Raw genomic sequence first — 21,444 nt, 5'->3', positions numbered from 1 at the left:
AAGGCGACCCAAGGGTCGCCTTCGTGCTTTCTATTGTTTCAAAATCTTAAACTTTCGCGGTGACAACCATCTTTTTCGCGTGAGCCAGGGATTCCTTGGTCAGATCGATGCCGCCGAGCATGCGCGCCACTTCTTCTATACGGTCGTTCTTGCTGAGCTTGGATACGGCCGTGTGGGTTGCCTGTTCGCCGCGGACTTTGTGCACGAACAGATGCTGATGCCCCTGCGCCGCCACTTGCGGCAAGTGCGTCACCGTCAGAACCTGGCCGCGATCACCCAGGCGACGTAGCAGTTGACCGACAATTTCAGCGGTCGGGCCACCAATCCCCACGTCCACTTCGTCGAAGACCAGTGTAGGCACGCGCGATGTCTGCGCCGTTATCACCTGAATCGCCAGACTGATCCGTGACAGCTCGCCTCCCGATGCCACTTTCGCCAGTGCTTTAAGCGGTTGACCTGGGTTGGCGCTGACCAGCAATTCAACCTGTTCCAGTCCATTCGGCAGCAGTTCGTCACTGCTGTTGGCGCGCAGTTCAATGGTAAATCGCCCGCCGGGCATGCCCAGGCGCTGAATCTCCTGCTCTACTGCACTGGCAAGACTGCCCGCCGCCTGATGGCGCAAATCGCTCAGCTCGCGGGCCTTCTCCTGATAATGACGAGCGTAGGACGCCAGTTCCTCACCCAAGCGCTCGATGGATTCATCGTTGGCGTTAAGGGTTTCGATTTCATCCAGCAGCTTCTGCTGCATTTCCGCGACTTCGGTTGGCTGGATTCGGTGTTTTCGCGCCAGGGTATAAATAGCGTCGAGACGTTCTTCGAGATATTGCAGGCGTGCCGGATCAGCGTCGAAGTTGTCGAGGAAGCGGTTGAGTTCGCCGACCGCTTCTTCGACCTGGATTTGTGCGCTGGTCAGCAGGCTGCTGGCCTCACCCAGCGCGCCGACCGAATTATTCACGCTCGACAGGCGATTGAGGCTGGCGGTCAGTGCGTTCAGCACATTGCCGGAGTCACTTTCACTGCACTGCTCGACCACTTGCCGGCAAATGCCCAGCAAGGTCTCAGCGTTGGTCAGATTCTTGTGTTCCTGCTCCAGTTGCTCAAGCTCGTTATCGCCGAGGCCGAGGTTTTCCAGTTCTTCGAGCTGATAGCTGAGCAATTGATGGCGGGCGCGCTGTTCGTCGCCGGAATTGGAGAGTCGCTCCAGCTCCTGACGGGTCTGGCGCCAGCGTTGGGCTGCAAGCTGCACTTGCCGGGCCAGATCGGTCGCGCCAGCGTATTCGTCGAGCAGGCGGCGATGGGTATCGGTTTTCAACAGCGACTGGTGTTCGTGTTGGCTGTGGATATCGATCAGCAACTCGCCCAACGCTTTGAGATCGCCAAGCGGGCAGGGCGTGCCGTTGATGTAGCCGCGCGAACGGCCTTCGCTGGTGATGACCCGGCGCAGGATGCATGGGCCTTCGATGTCCAGATCGCGCTCGGCCAGCCAGGCGCTGGCTTCAGGGATGTCGACCAGATCGAAAGTTGCAAGGATGTCGGCCTTGTCGGCGCCCGGGCGAACCACGCCGCTGTCGGCGCGATCGCCCAGGGTCAGGCCGAGGGCGTCGAGCATGATCGACTTGCCGGCACCGGTTTCCCCTGTGATCACGCTCATCCCGCGATCAAGTTCGAGATCGAGATGTTCGACGATGGCGTAGTTATGTACGGACAGGTGCACCAGCATAAAGGCCGCTCCCAGGCTTTAGGTCTGGTTATTTATACAGTGTTTTGTTTCGGCCTGACAATGCCCTCGCTTAGCTCGATTTGCTTGAACCGCAAAACTTCTTAGTGCATCAGGGAATGAAAATGCGGCACTTTTTTGTAGGGTTAATGCTTGAAGGCCCTTGAAGCCTGATTTTGCGGCCCCATATATCGGGACAGAAGCGCGAGTCAGGCTCGCGGACGAAATTGAAAGGAGAATTCTATGGCTGACGAACAGACAGTAGATACGCAAAACCCAGATGCCCCTCAGGCGCCGGAAGGTTCGAGTGATGACCTGGCGACCCGTGTGCAAGTGCTCGAAGAGCAGTTGGCCGCAGCGCAAGATCAATCTCTGCGCGTAGCTGCCGATCTGCAGAACGTCCGCCGCCGTGCCGAACTGGACGTCGAGAAGGCGCACAAATTCGCCCTGGAGAAATTCGCCACCGACCTGCTGCCGATCTGCGACAGCCTGGAGCGTGGTCTCGAGCTGTCGAACCCGGACGACGAAAATATTCGTCCGATGCGCGAAGGCATCGAGCTGACGCTGAAAATGTTCCACGACACCCTCAAGCGTTATCAGCTTGAAGCGATCGATCCGCATGGCGAACCGTTCAACGCTGTTTACCATCAGGCGATGGCTGCACAAGAAAGCGCCGACGTAGAACCGAACAGCGTTCTGAAGGTGTTTCAGAAAGGCTACCAGCTCAACGGTCGCCTGTTGCGCCCGGCCATGGTTGTGGTCAGCAAGGCGCCTGCGCCAATTTCGCCTTCGATTGACGAGAAGGCTTGAAATTAGCCGCAAGGCCCCCATTTAGAAGTCAAGCGTTTAAGTGCTACCGCAGTCAGCCACCACTGCTGCGGCATCCAAATCCAAAGTTTCGGGAGAGTTAACATGGGCAAAATTATCGGTATCGACCTGGGGACCACCAACTCCTGCGTCTCCGTGCTGGAAAACGGCAAAGCAAAAGTTATTGAAAACGCTGAAGGCGCGCGTACCACGCCGTCGATCATCGCTTACGCCAACGATGGCGAAATTCTGGTAGGTCAGTCGGCCAAGCGTCAGGCTGTGACCAACCCGCACAACACTCTGTACGCAGTAAAGCGTCTGATCGGTCGTCGTTTCGACGAAGAAGTTGTGCAGAAAGACATCCAGATGGTCCCTTACAAGATCGTCAAGGCTGACAACAACGACGCTTGGGTTGAAGTGAACGGCCAGAAAATGGCGCCGCCACAAATCTCGGCTGAAATTCTGAAGAAAATGAAGAAGACCGCCGAAGACTACCTCGGCGAGCCAGTGACCGAAGCGGTGATCACCGTTCCGGCCTACTTCAACGACAGCCAGCGTCAGGCGACCAAAGACGCCGGCCGCATCGCCGGTCTGGACGTAAAACGTATCATCAACGAACCAACCGCAGCCGCTCTGGCTTACGGAATGGACAAGGCCAAGGGCGATCACACCGTGATCGTTTATGATCTGGGTGGCGGTACGTTCGACGTTTCCGTGATCGAGATCGCTGAAGTTGATGGCGAGCACCAGTTCGAAGTGTTGGCCACCAACGGTGACACGTTCCTCGGCGGTGAAGACTTTGACATTCGTCTGATCGACTACCTCGTTGACGAATTCAAGAAAGAAAGCGGCATGAACCTCAAAGGTGACCCGCTGGCCATGCAGCGCCTGAAAGAAGCCGCTGAGAAAGCCAAGATCGAGCTGTCTTCCGCTCAGTCGACCGACGTCAACCTGCCGTACATCACTGCAGACGCGACCGGTCCTAAGCACTTGAACGTGAAGATCTCGCGCGCCAAGCTCGAAGCGCTGGTTGAAGACCTGGTTCAACGCACCATCGAACCTTGCCGCATCGCCATGAAAGACGCCGGTCTGGACGTTGGCGCGATCAACGACGTGATTCTGGTCGGTGGTCAGACCCGTATGCCGCTGGTACAGAAGCTGGTTACTGATTTCTTCGGTAAAGAAGCTCGTAAAGACGTTAACCCGGACGAAGCGGTTGCCATGGGTGCCGCGATTCAGGGTGCTGTTCTGGCCGGTGACGTGAAAGACGTTCTGCTGCTCGACGTCAGCCCGCTGACCCTGGGTATCGAAACCATGGGTGGCGTGATGACCGCGCTGATCGAGAAAAACACCACGATTCCTACCAAGAAATCGCAAGTGTTCTCGACTGCCGACGACAACCAGGGCGCTGTGACCATTCACGTGCTGCAGGGCGAGCGTAAGCAAGCCACTCAGAACAAGTCCCTGGGCAAGTTCGACCTGGCCGACATTCCACCAGCTCCACGTGGCGTGCCGCAGATCGAAGTGACCTTCGACATCGACGCTAACGGCATCCTGCACGTTGGCGCGAAAGACAAGGCTACCGGCAAGACTCAGTCGATCGTGATCAAGGCCAACTCCGGTCTGTCCGACGAAGAAATCGAGCGCATGGTGCGTGACGCCGAAGCCAACGCTGAGGAAGACCGCAAGTTCGAAGAGCTGGCCGCTGCCCGTAACCAGGGCGACGCACTGGTTCACTCGACTCGCAAAATGATCTCCGACGCGGGCGACAAGGTCACCGCTGAAGAGAAGACTGCGATCGAAGCTGCTGTGGTTGCACTGGAAGCCGCTGTCAAAGGCGACGACAAGGCTGCTATCGAAGCGAAGGTTGAAGAGCTGTCGAAAGTCTCCGCTCCGGTTGCTCAGAAGATGTATGCCGAACAGGCGCAGCCAGCTGATGGCGCAGCCCCGCAAGGCGAATCGGCTGAGAAGGCTGACGACGTTGTCGATGCAGAGTTCGAAGAAGTCAAAGACCACAAGTAAGTTGTTGGTCGGCCGGTTGACTGCCTTCAGGCAGTGACTGGTAGGATGTCGCCGCGCGGGAGCTAGCTCCCGCGTTGGCGTATCTGGAATACGCGAATTTTTACAGCATGCGACAACGTTCGGATGCTGGCGGTATAGCTGAAGATGCTCCTGCTTTTCACGCCGAAAGTACCGCAAGAAACAAAGACCAGGATCGTTGAATTGACGTGAGTTGGGTCCGGGCCTGTATTGGGGCTCAACGAGTTTGGCGATCCTCAGGAGGGGTTTGCCGGACGTCCTCAAGAGTGCAGAAGACTTATGGCAAAGCGTGACTATTACGAAGTGTTGGGTGTTGAGCGTGGCTCAAGCGATGCAGACCTGAAGAAGGCCTACCGCCGTCTCGCGATGAAGCACCACCCGGACCGTAATCCCGATGACAAAGCGTCGGAAGAACTGTTCAAAGAGGCCAACGAGGCCTATGAAGTGCTGTCCGATTCCAGCAAGCGTGCGGCTTACGACCAGTACGGTCATGCCGGCGTTGACCCAAGTATGGGTGGCGGCGGTGCCGGTTTCGGCGGTCAGAACTTCTCTGACATCTTTGGCGATGTCTTCAGTGATTTCTTCGGTGGCGGTCGCGGCGGTGGCCGTGGCGGCGCTCAGCGTGGCAGCGATCTGCGCTACACCCTGGAGCTGAATCTGGAAGAAGCGGTGCGCGGCACGTCGGTGAATATCCGCGTTCCGACACTGGTCAATTGCCAGCCGTGCGACGGCTCGGGTGCCAAGAAAGGCTCCTCGCCATCGACGTGCCCGACCTGTGGCGGCATCGGTCAGGTGCGCATGCAGCAAGGCTTCTTCTCGGTGCAGCAGACCTGCCCGCGCTGCCATGGCCAGGGCAAGATCATTTCCGATCCGTGTGATTCCTGCCACGGTGACGGTCGCGTTGAAGAGTACAAAACCCTGTCGGTCAAAGTGCCGGCCGGCGTCGACACCGGCGACCGCATTCGTCTGTCCGGCGAAGGCGAAGCGGGTACGCAGGGCGGCCCGACGGGCGACCTGTACGTGGTCATCAACGTGCGCGAGCACGACATCTTCCAGCGTGACGGCAAGCATCTGTTCTGCGAAGTGCCGATCAGCTTCGTCGACGCAGCGCTGGGTGGCGAGCTGGAAATCCCGACCCTTGACGGTCGCGTCAAACTGAAAATCCCTGAAGGCACTCAGACCGGCAAGCAATTCCGTGTCCGTGGCAAAGGCGTTGCGCCAGTGCGTGGCGGCGGTGCGGGCGACTTGATGTGCCGCGTCGCGGTGGAAACACCGGTCAATCTGAACCGTCGCCAGCGCGAACTGCTGGAAGAGTTCCGCGGCTCGCTGGCGGACGACAACAGCCATTCGCCGAAAACCACCGGTTGGTTTGACGGTGTGAAGCGCTTCTTCGGCGATCTGTAAGGAGTCTGCATGCGACGTATAGCTGTGATGGGCGCCGCCGGGCGCATGGGCAAGATTCTGGTCGAGGCCGTGCAGCAGCGCGCACCGCTGACCGGGTTGACCGCTGCGGTGGTTCGTCCCGGCAGCACGCTGATCGGCGTCGATGCCGGTGAGTTGGCGTCGCTGGGTCGTATCGGCGTGCCGCTGTCCGGTCATATCGAGGCTGTGGCTGAAGAGTTCGACGTATTGATCGACTTCACGCTGCCGGAGGTGATGCTGAAAAATCTGGCGTTCTGCCGCAAGGCAGGCAAGGCCATGGTCATCGGCACCACTGGGCTGGATGCGGCGCAAAAGCAGTTGCTGGTCGAGGCGGGCAAGGATATTCCGATCGTCTTCGCGGCCAACTTCAGCGTCGGTGTCAATCTGTCGCTGAAGCTGCTCGACATGGCGGCGCGCGTGTTGGGTGATGATGCCGACATCGAAATCATCGAGGCTCATCACCGTCACAAGATCGATGCGCCGTCGGGTACGGCGTTGCGTATGGGTGAAGTGATTGCCAGTGCGCTGGATCGTGATCTGCAGAACGTTGCGGTTTACGGTCGCGAGGGTCATACCGGCGCTCGTGAGCGCGAAACCATCGGTTTTGCCACCGTGCGCGGCGGTGATGTGGTGGGTGATCACACCGTGCTGTTCGCCTGCGAAGGTGAGCGTCTGGAGATCACACACAAGGCGTCGAGCCGCATGACGTTCGCCAAGGGGGCGGTGCGTGCTGCGCTGTGGCTGGATGGTCGCGAGCCGGGTCTGTACGACATGCAAGACGTACTCGACCTGCGTTGATTGATCGTTTGAATCCGGCGCAAACGCCCTGTTTGCGCTGGTTTTTCTCCGCCTGGCGACGTCCTGTCGCATTCTCCGGCCTTTTAGGCTCTTTAGCGGTGGACCAAAAAAGCCTTTTTCTGTAAGCTACAGCTTTAGTGTGTCCACTAAAAGCGCGCAGAATAATTCAGTGAAGAAGCGGGGTGACGTGTCCATACGTCACTCCGCTTTTTTACAACCTGCGATCGCCCTTTCATGCGTTATTTACGGGAGGTCTTCTTGACTAAGCCAGCCATACTTGCCCTTGCTGATGGCAGCATTTTTCGCGGCGAAGCCATTGGTGCCGACGGTCAAACCGTTGGTGAGGTGGTGTTCAACACCGCAATGACCGGCTATCAGGAAATCCTTACCGATCCTTCCTACGCCCAACAGATCGTTACCCTGACTTACCCGCACATCGGCAACACCGGCACCACGCCGGAAGATGCCGAGTCCGACCGCGTATGGTCCGCTGGCCTGGTCATCCGTGACCTGCCGCTGGTAGCGAGCAACTGGCGTAACACGATGTCCCTGTCCGACTACCTGAAAGCCAACAACGTTGTGGCCATCGCCGGTATCGACACCCGTCGCCTGACCCGCATCCTGCGTGAAAAAGGCGCTCAGAACGGCTGCATCATGGCCGGCGACAACATCTCCGAAGAGGCTGCAATCGCTGCTGCGCAAGGCTTCCCGGGCCTGAAGGGCATGGATCTGGCGAAAGTCGTCAGCACCAAGAAGCAATACGAATGGCGCTCGACTGTCTGGGATCTGAAGACCGACAGCCACGCGACCATCGACGCTTCCGAGCTGCCTTACCACGTGGTTGCCTACGACTACGGCGTCAAGGTCAACATCCTGCGCATGCTGGTCGAGCGCGGCTGCCGTGTCACCGTGGTGCCGGCTCAGACGCCAGCCGCCGACGTACTGGCACTGAAGCCGGGCGGCGTGTTCCTGTCCAACGGCCCTGGTGATCCGGAGCCATGCGACTACGCGATCAAGGCGATCAAGGAAGTCCTGGAAACCGAGATTCCGGTGTTCGGCATCTGCCTCGGTCATCAACTGCTGGCTCTGGCCTCAGGCGCCAAGACCCTGAAAATGGGCCATGGCCACCACGGTGCCAACCACCCGGTGCAGGATCTGGACACTGGCGTTGTGATGATCACCAGCCAGAACCACGGTTTCGCGGTGGACGAAGAAACCCTGCCAGCCAACGTTCGTGCGATTCACAAATCGCTGTTCGACGGCACCCTGCAAGGCATCGAGCGCACCGACAAGAGTGCGTTCAGCTTCCAGGGTCACCCTGAAGCGAGCCCGGGCCCGAACGATGTCGCGCCACTGTTCGACCGCTTCATCAACGAGATGGCCAAGCGACGCTAAGCGTTCGCCTTGAGACTGTAGAGAGAAGCCCCTCGAGGGCGGCCCCGACAGCGGTGGCCCCCTCGGGACTTCAGAAATCGATCAAGACGGCTTGCCGACTGACCTGCGGATTTGAGTGACAAACCCATGCCAAAACGTACAGACATTAAAAGCATCCTGATTCTCGGCGCTGGCCCGATCGTTATCGGCCAGGCCTGCGAATTCGACTACTCCGGCGCCCAGGCCTGTAAAGCCCTGCGCGAAGAGGGCTACCGCGTCATCCTGGTGAACTCCAACCCGGCCACCATCATGACCGACCCGGACATGGCTGACGCCACGTACATCGAGCCGATCAAGTGGCAGACCGTTGCCAAGATCATCGAAAAAGAGCGTCCGGATGCGGTGCTGCCAACCATGGGCGGCCAGACCGCTCTGAACTGCGCCCTGGACCTGGAGCGCGAAGGCATTCTGGAGAAGTTCGGCGTAGAAATGATCGGCGCCAACGCCGACACCATCGACAAGGCTGAAGACCGTTCGCGTTTCGACAAGGCGATGAAATCCATCGGCCTGGCGTGCCCGCGTTCCGGTATCGCCCACAGCATGGAAGAAGCCAACGCGGTTCTCGAAACCCTCGGCTTCCCGTGCATCATCCGTCCGTCCTTCACCATGGGCGGCACCGGTGGTGGTATTGCGTACAACCGTGAAGAGTTCGAAGAAATCTGCGCTCGCGGTCTCGACCTGTCGCCGACCAAAGAACTGCTGATCGACGAATCGCTGATCGGCTGGAAAGAATATGAAATGGAAGTTGTCCGCGACAAAAAGGACAACTGCATCATCGTCTGCTCGATCGAAAACTTCGACCCGATGGGCGTGCACACCGGTGACTCGATCACCGTGGCTCCAGCACAAACCCTGACCGACAAGGAATACCAGATCCTGCGTAACGCCTCCCTGGCGGTACTGCGCGAGATCGGCGTCGAGACCGGCGGTTCCAACGTGCAATTCGGTATCTGCCCGGACACTGGCCGTATGGTCGTGATCGAAATGAACCCGCGCGTATCGCGTTCCTCGGCGTTGGCTTCGAAAGCTACCGGTTTCCCGATCGCCAAAGTCGCGGCCAAACTGGCTGTGGGCTACACCCTCGACGAACTGTCGAACGACATCACCGGCGGCAAAACCCCGGCGTCCTTCGAGCCGTCGATCGACTACGTCGTCACCAAGCTGCCACGCTTCGCCTTCGAGAAATTCGCCAAGGCTGACGCACGTCTGACCACTCAGATGAAGTCGGTCGGTGAAGTCATGGCCATCGGCCGTACTTTCCAGGAATCCCTGCAGAAAGCCCTGCGCGGTCTGGAAGTCGGTGTTTGCGGTCTGGACGAGAAGCTCGACCTGAGCAACCCGGAAAGCATGAGCGTGCTCAAGCGTGAACTGACCGTGCCGGGCGCCGAGCGCATCTGGTACGTGGCAGACGCTTTCCGCGCTGGCATGACCGTCGAAGAAATCTTCGCGATGAACATGATCGACCCTTGGTTCCTGGTACAGATCGAAGATCTGATCAAGGACGAAGAGAAGGTCAAGACCCTTGGTCTGTCCGCGATCGACCGTGACGTGATGTACAAGCTCAAGCGCAAAGGCTTCTCCGATCAGCGTCTGGCCAAGCTGCTGGGTGTGACCGAGAAGAACCTGCGGACTCACCGTCACAAGCTGGAAGTGTTCCCGGTCTACAAGCGCGTTGACACCTGCGCCGCCGAGTTCGCCACCGACACCGCTTACCTCTATTCGACTTACGAAGAAGAGTGCGAAGCCGCGCCCTCGGGTCGCGACAAGATCATGATTCTGGGCGGTGGCCCGAACCGTATCGGCCAAGGTATCGAGTTCGACTACTGCTGCGTTCACGCTGCCCTCGCACTGCGCGAAGACGGCTACGAAACCATCATGGTCAACTGCAACCCGGAAACTGTTTCCACTGACTACGACACCTCCGATCGTCTGTACTTCGAATCGGTAACCCTCGAAGACGTGCTGGAAATCTGCCGCGTCGAGAAGCCAAAAGGCGTGATCGTCCAGTACGGCGGCCAGACGCCGCTGAAACTGGCGCGCGCTCTTGAAGCCGCTGGCGTGCCGATCATCGGTACCAGCCCTGACGCTATCGACCGCGCTGAAGACCGCGAGCGCTTCCAGCAAATGGTTGAGCGTCTGAATCTGCGTCAGCCGCCTAACGCCACCGTGCGCAGCGAAGACGAAGCAATTCGTGCCGCCAGCAAGATCGGTTACCCGCTGGTCGTACGCCCATCCTATGTACTGGGTGGTCGCGCGATGGAAATCGTTTACGAAGAAGAAGAGCTCAAGCGCTACCTGCGTGATGCGGTGAAAGTGTCCAACGACAGCCCGGTGCTGCTCGATCACTTCCTCAACTGCGCCATCGAGATGGACGTGGATGCAGTCTGCGACGGCAAAGATGTAGTGATCGGCGCGATCATGCAGCATATCGAACAGGCTGGCGTTCACTCCGGTGACTCCGCGTGCTCGCTGCCGCCTTACTCGCTGCCTGTGCATATCCAGGACGAGATGCGCGAACAGGTCAAGAAAATGGCATTGGAGCTGGGTGTTGTCGGTCTGATGAACGTACAGTTGGCGCTGCAAGGCGAAGACATCTACGTCATTGAAGTCAACCCGCGCGCTTCGCGTACCGTACCGTTCGTATCGAAGTGCATCGGTGTTTCCCTGGCCATGATCGCTGCCCGCGTGATGGCTGGTAAAACCCTGAAAGAAATCGGCTTCACCAAAGAAATCATCCCGAACTTCTACAGCGTGAAAGAGGCGGTCTTCCCGTTCGCCAAATTCCCTGGCGTTGACCCGATCCTCGGCCCAGAGATGAAGTCGACCGGTGAAGTGATGGGTGTGGGTGACACCTTCGGTGAAGCATTCGCCAAAGCCCAGATGGGCGCCAGCGAAGTGCTGCCGACCGGCGGTACTGCGTTCATCAGCGTACGTGACGACGACAAGCCACTGGTTGCAGGCGTGGCCCGTGATCTGATCAACTTGGGTTTCGAAGTGGTTGCCACTGCCGGGACTGCCAAGCTGATCGAAGCCGCAGGCCTGAAAGTGCGCCGTGTGAACAAGGTGACCGAGGGTCGTCCGCACGTGGTCGACATGATCAAGAATGACGAAGTCACCCTGATCATCAACACCACCGAAGGTCGTCAGTCGATCGCTGATTCGTACTCCATTCGTCGTAATGCCTTGCAGCACAAGATTTACTGCACTACCACCATTGCTGCTGGCGAAGCTATCTGCGAAGCGCTGAAGTTCGGTCCGGAAAAGACCGTGCGCCGCTTGCAGGATCTACACGCAGGATTGAAGGCATGATCAAATACCCAATGACCGTCCAGGGCGCTAAAGCCCTGGAAGAAGAACACACTCACCTGACCAAGGTCGTTCGTCCGAAGCTCAGCCAGGACATCGGTACGGCCCGCGAGTTGGGTGACTTGAAAGAAAACGCCGAATACCATGCCGCGCGCGAACAGCAGGGCATGGTCGAGGCGCGGATTCGTGACATCGAAGGCCGGATTCAGAATCAGGTCATCATTGACGTCACGACCATTCCTCATACTGGCAAGGTGATTTTCGGCACTACCGTCGAAATCGCCAATGTCGAGACTGATGAAAGCGTCACTTACCACATCGTGGGTGAGGATGAGGCTGACTTCAAACTCGGCAAGATTTCCGTCGGCTCGCCTTTGGCCCGTGCCTTGATCGGCAAGGAAGAGGGCGATGTAGTCGCCGTGAAAACGCCAAGTGGCGTGATCGAGTACGAGATTGTCGAAGTCCGTCACATCTGAAAGAAGGCGCCCGCTGCATGCGGGCGCCATGCTTTGGCAGCTGACCCAGATGTTGTGGGTCGGCGGTCTATGGTTGGTTCATCTCGGTTTGCAGCCGGTGCTGGTTCAGATTGAACTGGCGCCGCTGTTGATCGATGAAATCTCAAGCATGTTTGAAGTGCTGGTGGTGGGATTCGCTGCCGCTTGTGTGGTTTTTCAGGCTTTGGTGCTGATACAGGCCGAGGGCCTTGCCAGTCTATGGCGAGATTTTCGCGGGCAGGTGCTGCTGATGGCGTTGTATGCGTGTGCGATGTTTGTCGCAGTGCGTGTCGGCTGGCCGGATGCGCAGCGCTGGCAGGTGTTCAGTTATCTGGTGCTGGGCTTTTCCGGGCTGGTGCTGGTGATGCAGCCGGTGCCGGGATGGAGTGGCAGGGTGCGCGAAGCACACCCTTGACCCTTTTCATCACTTGAAGCGATGAACGTTCGACAGCTGCTTGTTGACGCTGAAGTTCTTGCGGTAAACCAGTGCCATCTTACCGATGACCTGTACCAGATCCGCTTTGCCAACCTTGCACAGTTCTGCAATGTGCGCCAGGCGCGATTCGCGATCGAGGATGTTGAGCTTGATTTTGATCAGCTCGTGATCCGCCAAAGCGCGTTCAAGTTCGGCTAGCACACCTTCAGTCAAACCGTTGTCAGCCACCGTCAAAACCGGTTTCAGGTGGTGACCAATGGATTTGTACTGTTTCTTCTGCTCTGGAGTGAGCGGCATAATCTGACCCTTTCGTCTGGATTCTGTAAAATGGCGGCCATTTTACCCGAGGGTTCGTGGATCCGCCCAATTAATCACGACCCTAATCACTGAGGTGCCCAATGGCGCGTTCCAAGACAAGCCTTGGTTGGCTGAAAAGACATGTCAACGATCCCTATGTGAAGCAAGCGCAGAAGGATGGCTACCGCTCGCGTGCGAGTTACAAGCTTCTGGAAGTCCAGGAGAAATACAAGCTGATCCGTCCGGGCATGAGCGTTGTCGACCTAGGCGCGGCGCCCGGCGGCTGGTCGCAGGTCACCAGTCGTCTGATCGGCGGTCAGGGGCGCTTGATCGCTTCGGATATTCTGGAGATGGACAGCATCCCTGACGTGACCTTCATCCAGGGCGACTTCACTGAAGACGCGGTGCTCGCTCAGATCCTGGAGGCTGTGGGTAATTCGCAGGTGGACCTTGTGATTTCCGATATGGCCCCCAATATGAGTGGTACGCCTGAAGTGGATATGCCGAAAGCCATGTTCCTTTGCGAGCTGGCACTTGATTTGGCGGAGCGTATCCTCAAGCCGGGTGGTAATTTTGTGATCAAGATTTTTCAGGGTGAAGGGTTTGATGTTTACCTGAAGGACGCTCGCAAGAAGTTCGACAAGATCCAGATGATCAAGCCGGACTCCTCTCGTGGCTCCTCCCGCGAGCAATACATGCTGGCTTGGGGCTACCGCGGTCGTAGTGAATAAAACGAGTTTTTTTGGCAGGGTGATAGGTTTTTAGTATTTCGCCCGGCCAGCATTAACGAATATTGTGTAGAAAGTGTTTCACAAAGGGTTACAGACGGCGCCTGCCAGAGCTGTAGGTAATGTAGTAAGTTAGGCCGGTGAATATCATGCGAAGCGCGCGCCAGTAGCGGAGCTTGCTTCAGAGGGTAGTTAATTGAACGATATGGCAAAGAATCTGATCCTGTGGTTGATCATCGCGGCTGTCCTGGTGACGGTGATGAACAACTTCTCCAGCCCTAACGAGCCGCAGACCCTCAACTATTCCGACTTCATCCAGCAGGTCAAGGATGGCAAGGTCGAGCGCGTAGCCGTTGATGGCTATGTGATTACCGGTAAGCGTAACGACGGCGACAGCTTCAAGACCATTCGTCCGGCAATCCAGGACAATGGCCTGATCGGCGATCTGGTCGACAACCACGTTGTGGTCGAAGGCAAGCAGCCTGAGCAGCAAAGCATCTGGACCCAGCTTCTGGTGGCCAGCTTCCCGATCCTGGTGATCATCGCAGTGTTCATGTTCTTCATGCGCCAGATGCAGGGTGGAGCCGGCGGCAAGGGCGGGCCGATGAGCTTTGGCAAGAGCAAGGCGCGCCTGCTCTCCGAAGATCAGGTAAAAACCACATTGGCTGACGTTGCCGGTTGTGACGAAGCCAAGGAAGAGGTTGGCGAGCTGGTTGAATTCCTCCGTGATCCGGGCAAGTTCCAGCGTCTGGGTGGTCGTATTCCACGCGGCGTACTGATGGTCGGTCCTCCGGGTACCGGTAAAACCTTGCTCGCCAAGGCAATTGCCGGCGAAGCAAAAGTGCCGTTCTTCACCATTTCCGGTTCTGACTTCGTCGAGATGTTCGTCGGTGTCGGTGCCAGCCGTGTACGTGACATGTTCGAGCAGGCGAAGAAGCACGCGCCATGCATCATCTTCATCGACGAAATCGACGCCGTCGGTCGCCACCGTGGTGCCGGCATGGGTGGCGGTCACGACGAGCGTGAGCAGACCCTCAACCAGTTGCTGGTTGAGATGGACGGCTTCGAGATGAATGACGGCATCATTGTTATCGCTGCAACCAACCGTCCTGACGTGCTCGACCCTGCGCTGTTGCGTCCGGGCCGTTTTGACCGTCAGGTTGTGGTGGGGCTGCCGGATATCCGTGGTCGCGAGCAGATTCTCAAGGTTCACATGCGCAAAGTGCCAATGGGTGACGACGTTGCTCCGGCCGTGATCGCGCGTGGTACTCCGGGTTTCTCCGGTGCTGACCTGGCTAACCTGGTCAACGAAGCGTCGCTGTTCGCTGCACGCAGCGGCAAGCGCATCGTTGAGATGAAAGAATTCGAACTGGCGAAAGACAAGATCATGATGGGCGCCGAGCGCAAATCGATGGTCATGTCCGAGAAGGAAAAGCAGAACACTGCTTATCACGAAGCTGGCCACGCCATCGTGGGTCGCGTCGTGCCTGAGCATGATCCGGTTTACAAAGTGTCGATCATCCCGCGCGGTCGTGCTTTGGGTGTGACCATGTTCCTGCCGGAAGAGGATCGCTACAGCCTTTCCAAGCGCGCACTGATCAGTCAGATCTGCTCGTTGTACGGCGGTCGTATCGCTGAAGAAATGACCCTGGGTTTCGACGGTGTGACCACCGGTGCTTCCAACGACATCATGCGTGCCAGTCAGATTGCACGGAACATGGTGACCAAGTGGGGCCTGTCGGAAAAACTCGGTCCATTGATGTACGCCGAAGAAGAGGGTGAAGTATTCCTCGGTCGTGGCGGTGGTGGTCAGGCTGCCAGCTTCTCGGGTGAGACAGCCAAGCTGATCGACTCCGAAGTACGCAGCATCATTGACCAGTGCTATGGCACCGCCAAGCAGATCCTTACGGATAACCGCGACAAGCTCGATGCAATGGCTGACGCCCTGATGAAGTACGAGACGATCGATGCCGAGCAGATCGACGACATCATGGCCGGTCGTACGCCTCGCGAACCGCGCGATTGGTCGGGTGGCACCGGTACGCCACCGCCACCAGTGGTTCAGGGCGAGCGTCCGCAAACACCGATTGGCGGTCCGGCTGCTGACGTTTAAGGTTTGAAATGACTTCTGTTCAGTCCCTGACCCGGTTGCCTTGTGGCAACCGGGTTCTTGATTTGGCCCAGACGCATGTCATGGGCATTCTCAATGTCACTCCCGATTCCTTCTCTGATGGCGGCAAATACAGCCAGCTCGATGCGGCGTTGCACCACGCCGAAGCCATGGTTGTTGCGGGTGCCACGCTGATTGATGTGGGTGGCGAGTCGACCCGGCCTGGCGCGCGGGCGGTATCGCCGCTCGAAGAGCTGGAGCGCGTTGCGCCCATCGTCGAGCTGATCAATCGCGAGCTCGACGTCATTATCTCGGTTGATACTTCGACGCCTGCCGTGATGCGCGAAACCGCGCGGCTGGGCGCTGGTTTGATCAATGATGTGCGGTCGTTGCAGCGTGATGGTGCGCTGGATGCGGCGGCGGCTACAGGTTTGCCGGTTTGCCTGATGCATATGCTGGGTGAGCCCGGCGACATGCAGGACAACCCGCAGTATGAGGATGTCACCCGGGAAGTGGGCGAGTTTCTCGTTGAACGTATGTCGGCGTGTGCGCTGGCGGGCATTCCTGCTGAGCGCATCATTCTCGACCCCGGTTTCGGCTTCGCCAAAACCCTGCAGCACAATCTAAGCTTGTTCAAGCATATGGAAGCCCTGCATGCGTTCGGTCGACCTTTGCTGGTCGGCGTTTCGCGAAAAAGTATGATCGGCCATGCCCTAAATCGCCCGGTAGGCGAGCGCCTTTTCGGTGGCCTGGCCCTGGCAGCGCTGGCATCTGTCAAAGGCGCGCGTATATTGCGCGTCCATGATGTTGCGGAGACGGTAGACGTGGTGCGAATGATCGCGGCCGTGGAATCAGCCGAATAAGAATGATGGAGCACTTATGAGCAAAAAATACTTTGGTACCGACGGCATTCGTGGTCGCGTCGGTGTATACCCGATTACTCCTGACTTCATGCTCAAGCTCGGTTGGGCCGCAGGCATGGCGTTTCGCAAGATGGGCGCCTGCAAGGTGCTTGTCGGCAAGGACACGCGAATTTCCGGCTACATGTTCGAGTCTGCACTTGAGGCGGGGCTGACCTCGGCGGGTGCCGATGTGATGTTGCTGGGGCCGATGCCGACGCCGGCCATTGCCTATCTGTCGCGAACTTTCCAGGCGGAAGCAGGGATCGTTATCAGTGCTTCACACAATCCGCACGACGATAACGGCATCAAATTCTTCTCCGGCAAAGGTACCAAGTTGCCGGATGAGCTGGAACTGATGATCGAAGAGTTGCTGGATGCGCCGATGACGGTGGTTGAGTCGAGCAAAATCGGCAAAGTGTCGCGCATCAACGATGCCTCGGGTCGCTACATCGAGTTCTGCAAGAGCAGCGTGCCAACCGGCACCAGCTTTTCCGGGCTCAAGATCGTTATCGATTGCGCGCATGGTGCAACCTACAAGGTGGCGCCAAGCGTCTTCCGGGAGTTGGGCGCAGAAGTTGTCGTCTTGTCTGCCCAGCCCAATGGGCTGAACATCAACGATAACTGCGGCTCGACCCACATGGGCCAGTTGCAGGCGGCTGTACTCGCAGAGCACGCTGATCTGGGGATCGCCTTTGACGGCGATGGCGATCGGGTTCTCATGGTCGATCACACTGGCGCCATTGTTGATGGAGACGAGTTGTTGTTCATCATCGCTCGCGATCTGCATGAGCGCGGTAAGCTGCAGGGCGGCGTGGTTGGCACCCTGATGAGTAACCTCGGCCTGGAGTTGGCGCTGGCGGATCTTTCGATTCCGTTCATTCGTGCCAACGTCGGCGACCGTTATGTGATCGCGGAGTTGCTTGAGCGTAATTGGCTGGTCGGCGGTGAGAATTCGGGGCATATCGTTTGCTTCAACCACACCACGACCGGTGATGCGATCATCGCCGCGTTGCAGGTGTTGATGGCGCTGAAGACTCGCAATGAAGGCTTGGCGCAATCGCGTCAGGCGCTGCGCAAGTGCCCTCAGGTGCTGATCAACGTACGTTTTGCTGGTGGCAATAGCCCGCTGGAGCATCCGGCTGTCAAGGAAGCCAGTGCGCGAGTCACTCAGGCAATGGCGGGTCGCGGTCGTGTTCTTTTGCGCAAGTCCGGCACAGAGCCTCTGGTGCGTGTAATGGTCGAGGGCGAGGACGAAGCACAGGTTCGCGGCTATGCCGAAGAACTGGCAAAACTGGTAACTGAAGTTTCTGCCTGATACGGCTTGCAAGGCATGATTGTGTTGGGTAACATCTGCGCCCACTTTGACCGACGAGGTACAGCATGCGTCGCCCTATGGTAGCTGGTAACTGGAAGATGCACGGTACCCGCGCCAGCGTCGCTGAGCTGATCAACGGCCTTCGTCATCTGGCCTTGCCAAGCGGTGTTGATGTCGCGGTATTCCCGCCTTGCTTGTATATCAACCAAGTGGTTGATGGCTTGAAAGGTAAATCGATTTCGGTCGGTGCGCAGAATTCTGCGGTGGAATCCATGCAAGGTGCATTGACCGGTGAGATTGCACCGAGTCAGTTGGTGGATGCAGGTTGTTCCCTTGTGCTTGTCGGGCACTCCGAACGCCGCCAGATCATGGGTGAGCGAGACGGGATGCTGAATCGCAAGTTCGCAGCTGCACAGGCATGTGGCTTGATTCCGGTGTTGTGTGTAGGGGAAACCCTTGAACAGCGCGAAGCTGGAAAAACTCTTGAGGTTGTCGGGCGTCAGCTGGGCAGCATCATCGAGGAGCTGGGTGTAGGTGCTTTTGCCAAGGCAGTCATCGCTTACGAGCCGGTCTGGGCTATTGGTACCGGACTGACTGCAACGCCGCAGCAAGCTCAGGATGTGCATAAAGCCATTCGCGAGCAGCTGGCGGCAGAGAATTCTGAAGTCGCACGAGGTGTGCGGCTTCTATACGGCGGCAGCGTGAAGGCGGCCAATGCGGTCGAACTGTTCGGCATGCCGGATATCGATGGGGGGCTCATTGGTGGAGCTTCCCTGAATGCAGATGAGTTCGGTGCGATCTGTCGCGCCGCGGGAAACTGAAAAAATGCTGGAAACAGTCGTAGTCGTTTTTCATCTGCTGGGTGCATTGGGCGTAGTTGCTCTGGTTTTGCTGCAGCAGGGTAAGGGTGCGGACGCTGGCGCGTCTTTCGGAGCAGGTGCTTCAAATACTGTGTTCGGAAGCCAAGGTTCCTCTACCTTTCTTAGTAAGTTTACTGCTATACTTGCCGCCGGTTTCTTCATAACCAGCTTGGGGTTAGGTTACTTTGCTAAAGAGAAGGCTCACCAGCTAACTCAGGCAGGTCTCCCAAACCCAGCAGTGTTGGAAGTACCTAAGCAACAACAGCCGGCTTCTGATGATGTCCCGGTGCTTCAAGAGCAAAAGTCGGCTACTCCAGCGACTGACGTACCTCCAGCTCAAGAGCAGAAGTAAGAAGGGTTTCAAACGTAGTTTTGCCGAGGTGGTGGAATTGGTAGACACGCAACCTTGAGGTGGTTGTGCCCATAGGGTGTAGGGGTTCGAGTCCCCTTCTCGGTACCAATTAGTCAGGAGAGCCCGCTGTTGCGGGCTTTCTTGCAGGTGGAAGGTTACATTGACCCTATAAGGGATCGGTCGTATACTTCCGCCCCAGCTTTGTCGCGGGGTGGAGCAGTCTGGTAGCTCGTCGGGCTCATAACCCGAAGGTCGTCGGTTCAAATCCGGCCCCCGCAACCAGTTTAAGGAGCCCCTTTTAAGGGGCTTTTTGTTAGCTGGACACTTTCAACGCCGCTGTTCGACGGCGTTTCAAGGATGGGCGTTTCGCCCATTTTTTTATTTTGCAAAGCATGCACATATCATGCACTAGGGGGTTCAGGTGTCGAGCAAGCTAGAAGAGTTGCAGGCCTTGCTGGCCCCGGTGGTCGTGGCCCTGGGCTATGAATGCTGGGGTATCGAGTTTTCGGCTCAGGGTCGTCACTCGATGTTGCGCGTTTATATCGATAAAGAGGGTGGCGTGCTGGTGGACGATTGCGCCATTGTCAGCCGTCAGATCAGTGGTGTCCTGGATGTTGAAGATCCAATCACCGTTGAATACACCCTTGAAGTTTCCTCGCCTGGCATGGAGCGCCCACTGTTCACTATTGAGCAGTTCGCCCAGTTTGTCGGTGAACAAGTGAAGATCAAGCTGCGCTCGCCTTTCGAAGGTCGACGCAACTTTCAGGGCCTTCTGCGCGGTGTAGAAGAACAGGATGTCGTGGTGCAGGTAGACGACCATGAGTTCCTGTTGCCGATCGATATGATCGACAAGGCCAACATTATTCCCAGTTTTGACTGAGACGCGGATCCCGCGGATCCAATGGCTTGCGAAAGGCGAGGCGTACGATGAGCAAAGAAGTACTGCTGGTTGTTGAGTCGGTATCCAATGAAAAGGGCGTACCGGCAAGCGTAATTTTTGAAGCGCTGGAGCTGGCTTTGGCCACTGCTACCAAAAAGCGTTTTGAAGACGAAGTTGACCTGCGTGTGGAAATTAACCGCCACACCGGGGCATACGAAACTTTCCGTCGCTGGACGGTCGTTGAAGAGAATGATCTCGACGATCCGGCCATCGAAACCTGGCCGAGCAAGGTTGCCGAAACGCATCCGGGTGCCAACGTTGGCGACGTCGTTGAAGAAAAGATCGAATCCATCGAGTTCGGCCGCATTGCTGCACAGACTGCGAAGCAAGTCATTGTGCAAAAAGTACGTGAAGCCGAGCGCGCACAAGTGGTCGACGCTTATCGCGAGCGCCTTGGAGAAATCATCTCCGGCACCGTGAAAAAGGTCACCCGCGACAACGTGATTGTCGATCTGGGTAACAACGCTGAAGCGTTGCTGGCCCGTGAAGACATCATTTCTCGCGAAACTTTCCGTGTTGGCGTGCGTTTGCGTGCGCTGCTCAAGGAAATCCGCACCGAGAACCGCGGCCCGCAGCTGATCCTGTCGCGTACCGCGCCGGAAATGCTGATCGAGCTGTTCCGCATCGAAGTGCCGGAAATTGCTGAAGGCCTGATCGAAGTCATGGCTGCGTCCCGCGATCCGGGTTCGCGTGCCAAGATCGCCGTCCGCTCCAAGGACAAACGCATTGACCCACAAGGTGCTTGCATCGGTATGCGCGGTTCGCGCGTCCAGGCAGTGTCGGGTGAGTTGGGCGGTGAGCGTGTTGATATCGTTCTTTGGGACGACAACCCGGCTCAGTTCGTAATCAACGCCATGTCCCCGGCCGAGGTTGCGGCAATTATCGTTGACGAAGATGCCCATGCAATGGACATCGCCGTTGGCGCAGACAATCTGGCTCAGGCCATCGGTCGCGGTGGTCAGAACGTGCGTCTGGCTAGCCAGTTGACTGGCTGGACCCTGAACGTGATGACCGAATCGGACATCCAGGCTAAGCAGCAAGCAGAAACCGGCGACATCCTGCGCAACTTCATCGACGAGCTGGAAGTCGACGAAGACCTGGCACAGGTGCTGGTAGATGAAGGCTTCACCAGCCTGGAAGAGATTGCCTACGTACCGTTGGAAGAAATGCTCAACATCGACGGCTTTGACGAAGATACCGTCAACGAGCTTCGCGCTCGTGCCAAGGATCGTTTGTTGACCAAAGCCATCGCTACTGAGGAAAAGCTGGCAGACGCCCATCCGGCCGAAGACCTGCTCTCGCTTGAGGGTATGGACAAGGATTTGGCGATGGAACTGGCGGTGCGCGGCGTAATTACCCGCGAAGACCTGGCCGAGCAGTCTATTGACGACCTGCTCGACATCGACGGCATTGACGATGATCGTGCCGGCAAGTTGATCATGGCCGCCCGAGCCCACTGGTTCGAGTAATTAGGCGCGGCCTGAGG

At 57.6% G+C, this 21,444-nt stretch carries 18 protein-coding genes and 2 tRNA genes; 18 read left to right on the top strand and 2 right to left on the bottom strand.

Annotated elements, in window-relative coordinates:
• Positions 1 to 46 precede the first annotated feature (46 nt).
• A complete protein-coding gene (gene recN / locus ACZZ0B_RS22245; RefSeq protein WP_008088311.1) occupies positions 47 to 1,720 on the bottom strand; it encodes a DNA repair protein RecN in 1,674 nt (557 codons plus the stop codon).
• Between the two features lie 240 nt (positions 1,721 to 1,960).
• On the opposite strand from recN, the gene grpE reads away from it, so the two are divergent.
• From grpE to ACZZ0B_RS22205, 8 genes are all read left to right on the top strand, one after another.
• On the top strand, positions 1,961 to 2,527 hold the full coding sequence (grpE, locus tag ACZZ0B_RS22240) for a nucleotide exchange factor GrpE (protein WP_158830201.1): 567 nt from the start codon (positions 1,961 to 1,963) through the stop codon (positions 2,525 to 2,527).
• 102 nt (positions 2,528 to 2,629) lie between these two features.
• The gene (dnaK, locus tag ACZZ0B_RS22235; RefSeq protein ID WP_008088314.1) at positions 2,630 to 4,546 is read left to right on the top strand and encodes a molecular chaperone DnaK; all 1,917 of its coding nucleotides are present in this window, start codon (positions 2,630 to 2,632) and stop codon (positions 4,544 to 4,546) included.
• Between the two features lie 297 nt (positions 4,547 to 4,843).
• Positions 4,844 to 5,968, top strand: a complete 1,125-nt coding sequence (gene dnaJ / locus ACZZ0B_RS22230) for a molecular chaperone DnaJ (RefSeq protein ID WP_008088315.1) — start codon at positions 4,844 to 4,846, stop codon at positions 5,966 to 5,968.
• Positions 5,969 to 5,977: 9 nt separating this feature from the next.
• Positions 5,978 to 6,784: a 4-hydroxy-tetrahydrodipicolinate reductase gene (gene dapB / locus ACZZ0B_RS22225; RefSeq protein WP_463546238.1), complete on the top strand. Its 807-nt coding sequence runs from the start codon at positions 5,978 to 5,980 to the stop codon at positions 6,782 to 6,784.
• 258 nt (positions 6,785 to 7,042) lie between these two features.
• Entirely contained in the window at positions 7,043 to 8,179 is a 1,137-nt protein-coding gene (gene carA, locus ACZZ0B_RS22220) for a glutamine-hydrolyzing carbamoyl-phosphate synthase small subunit (protein ID WP_463546237.1), read from the top strand.
• Between the two features lie 126 nt (positions 8,180 to 8,305).
• Entirely contained in the window at positions 8,306 to 11,527 is a 3,222-nt protein-coding gene (carB, locus tag ACZZ0B_RS22215; protein WP_008088320.1) for a carbamoyl-phosphate synthase large subunit, read from the top strand.
• The gene (gene greA, locus ACZZ0B_RS22210; RefSeq protein ID WP_008088322.1) at positions 11,524 to 12,000 is read left to right on the top strand and encodes a transcription elongation factor GreA; all 477 of its coding nucleotides are present in this window, start codon (positions 11,524 to 11,526) and stop codon (positions 11,998 to 12,000) included. The genes carB and greA overlap by 4 nt, the downstream gene beginning before the upstream one ends.
• Before the next feature lie 28 nt (positions 12,001 to 12,028).
• Entirely contained in the window at positions 12,029 to 12,433 is a 405-nt protein-coding gene (locus ACZZ0B_RS22205) for a hypothetical protein (protein WP_008088324.1), read from the top strand.
• A gap of 9 nt (positions 12,434 to 12,442) precedes the next feature.
• Here ACZZ0B_RS22205 and ACZZ0B_RS22200 read toward each other — a convergent pair whose 3' ends face one another.
• On the bottom strand, positions 12,443 to 12,751 hold the full coding sequence (locus ACZZ0B_RS22200; RefSeq protein WP_003221534.1) for a YhbY family RNA-binding protein: 309 nt from the start codon (positions 12,749 to 12,751) through the stop codon (positions 12,443 to 12,445).
• 101 nt (positions 12,752 to 12,852) lie between these two features.
• Between ACZZ0B_RS22200 and rlmE the strand changes: the two genes are divergently transcribed.
• The 10 genes from rlmE to nusA all read left to right on the top strand — a co-directional run bounded on the left by rlmE (position 12,853) and on the right by nusA (position 21,427).
• Positions 12,853 to 13,482, top strand: a complete 630-nt coding sequence (rlmE, locus tag ACZZ0B_RS22195) for a 23S rRNA (uridine(2552)-2'-O)-methyltransferase RlmE (protein WP_008088328.1) — start codon at positions 12,853 to 12,855, stop codon at positions 13,480 to 13,482.
• Between the two features lie 202 nt (positions 13,483 to 13,684).
• Entirely contained in the window at positions 13,685 to 15,592 is a 1,908-nt protein-coding gene (gene ftsH / locus ACZZ0B_RS22190; RefSeq protein ID WP_463546236.1) for an ATP-dependent zinc metalloprotease FtsH, read from the top strand.
• A gap of 8 nt (positions 15,593 to 15,600) precedes the next feature.
• Positions 15,601 to 16,452: a dihydropteroate synthase gene (gene folP / locus ACZZ0B_RS22185; RefSeq protein WP_463546235.1), complete on the top strand. Its 852-nt coding sequence runs from the start codon at positions 15,601 to 15,603 to the stop codon at positions 16,450 to 16,452.
• A gap of 16 nt (positions 16,453 to 16,468) precedes the next feature.
• A complete protein-coding gene (gene glmM / locus ACZZ0B_RS22180; protein ID WP_008088334.1) occupies positions 16,469 to 17,806 on the top strand; it encodes a phosphoglucosamine mutase in 1,338 nt (445 codons plus the stop codon).
• Positions 17,807 to 17,871: 65 nt separating this feature from the next.
• The gene (gene tpiA / locus ACZZ0B_RS22175) at positions 17,872 to 18,627 is read left to right on the top strand and encodes a triose-phosphate isomerase (RefSeq protein WP_053117032.1); all 756 of its coding nucleotides are present in this window, start codon (positions 17,872 to 17,874) and stop codon (positions 18,625 to 18,627) included.
• A gap of 4 nt (positions 18,628 to 18,631) precedes the next feature.
• Positions 18,632 to 19,018 carry a preprotein translocase subunit SecG gene (secG, locus tag ACZZ0B_RS22170; RefSeq protein ID WP_016986497.1) on the top strand — a complete coding sequence of 129 codons (387 nt, stop codon included), beginning with the start codon at positions 18,632 to 18,634 and terminating at the stop codon, positions 19,016 to 19,018.
• Positions 19,019 to 19,040: 22 nt separating this feature from the next.
• Positions 19,041 to 19,126: transfer RNA gene (locus ACZZ0B_RS22165), tRNA-Leu, on the top strand.
• 97 nt (positions 19,127 to 19,223) lie between these two features.
• A tRNA-Met gene (locus ACZZ0B_RS22160) sits at positions 19,224 to 19,300 on the top strand.
• Positions 19,301 to 19,439: 139 nt separating this feature from the next.
• Complete coding sequence (rimP, locus tag ACZZ0B_RS22155; RefSeq protein ID WP_008088338.1) at positions 19,440 to 19,898, top strand: ribosome maturation factor RimP; 459 nt, start codon at positions 19,440 to 19,442, stop codon at positions 19,896 to 19,898.
• 47 nt (positions 19,899 to 19,945) lie between these two features.
• Positions 19,946 to 21,427 carry a transcription termination factor NusA gene (nusA, locus tag ACZZ0B_RS22150; RefSeq protein ID WP_008088341.1) on the top strand — a complete coding sequence of 494 codons (1,482 nt, stop codon included), beginning with the start codon at positions 19,946 to 19,948 and terminating at the stop codon, positions 21,425 to 21,427.
• Positions 21,428 to 21,444: the final 17 nt, after the last annotated feature.

The sequence above is a fragment of the Pseudomonas sp. AC247 genome (assembly GCF_979258015.1).
This window is presented reverse-complemented; position numbering and strand designations above follow the sequence as displayed.